Here is a 291-nt window from a genome sequence, read left to right as displayed (position 1 = left end):
AGATCCGAGGCCGGTCCGATAGCATAGTTGCGGTCGAAATCGCCGAAGTACCCCTCGCGCACTGCGCCGGTGTCGAGCATCACCACATCGCCCTGAGTGAGGGCACGCGCAGGCGCGGGCGAGATGACATCGCCATAGCCCTCGGGACCGGCGCCGCCTGCCAGATAACTGACCCAATCGGCCCCTTCGCCCAGCAATAGAGCCTGAAAATCGCGAAACACGGCGTCGAGCTGACGGCCAGCCCCTGCGCTCTCCGGCACCCGGTCAAAGGCGCGCGCGGCGATGCCACAG

General features: G+C 66.7%; 1 protein-coding gene. It reads right to left on the bottom strand.

Annotated features, from left to right (window positions below; all coding sequences use genetic code 11):
• The coding region (locus tag R0J92_RS22400) for a M24 family metallopeptidase (RefSeq protein WP_411053277.1) at positions 1-291 on the bottom strand (291 nt) is incomplete at both ends.

This window comes from Tritonibacter sp. SIMBA_163, assembly GCF_046535935.1.
GTDB lineage: Bacteria > Pseudomonadota > Alphaproteobacteria > Rhodobacterales > Rhodobacteraceae > Epibacterium > Epibacterium scottomollicae.
This window is presented reverse-complemented; position numbering and strand designations above follow the sequence as displayed.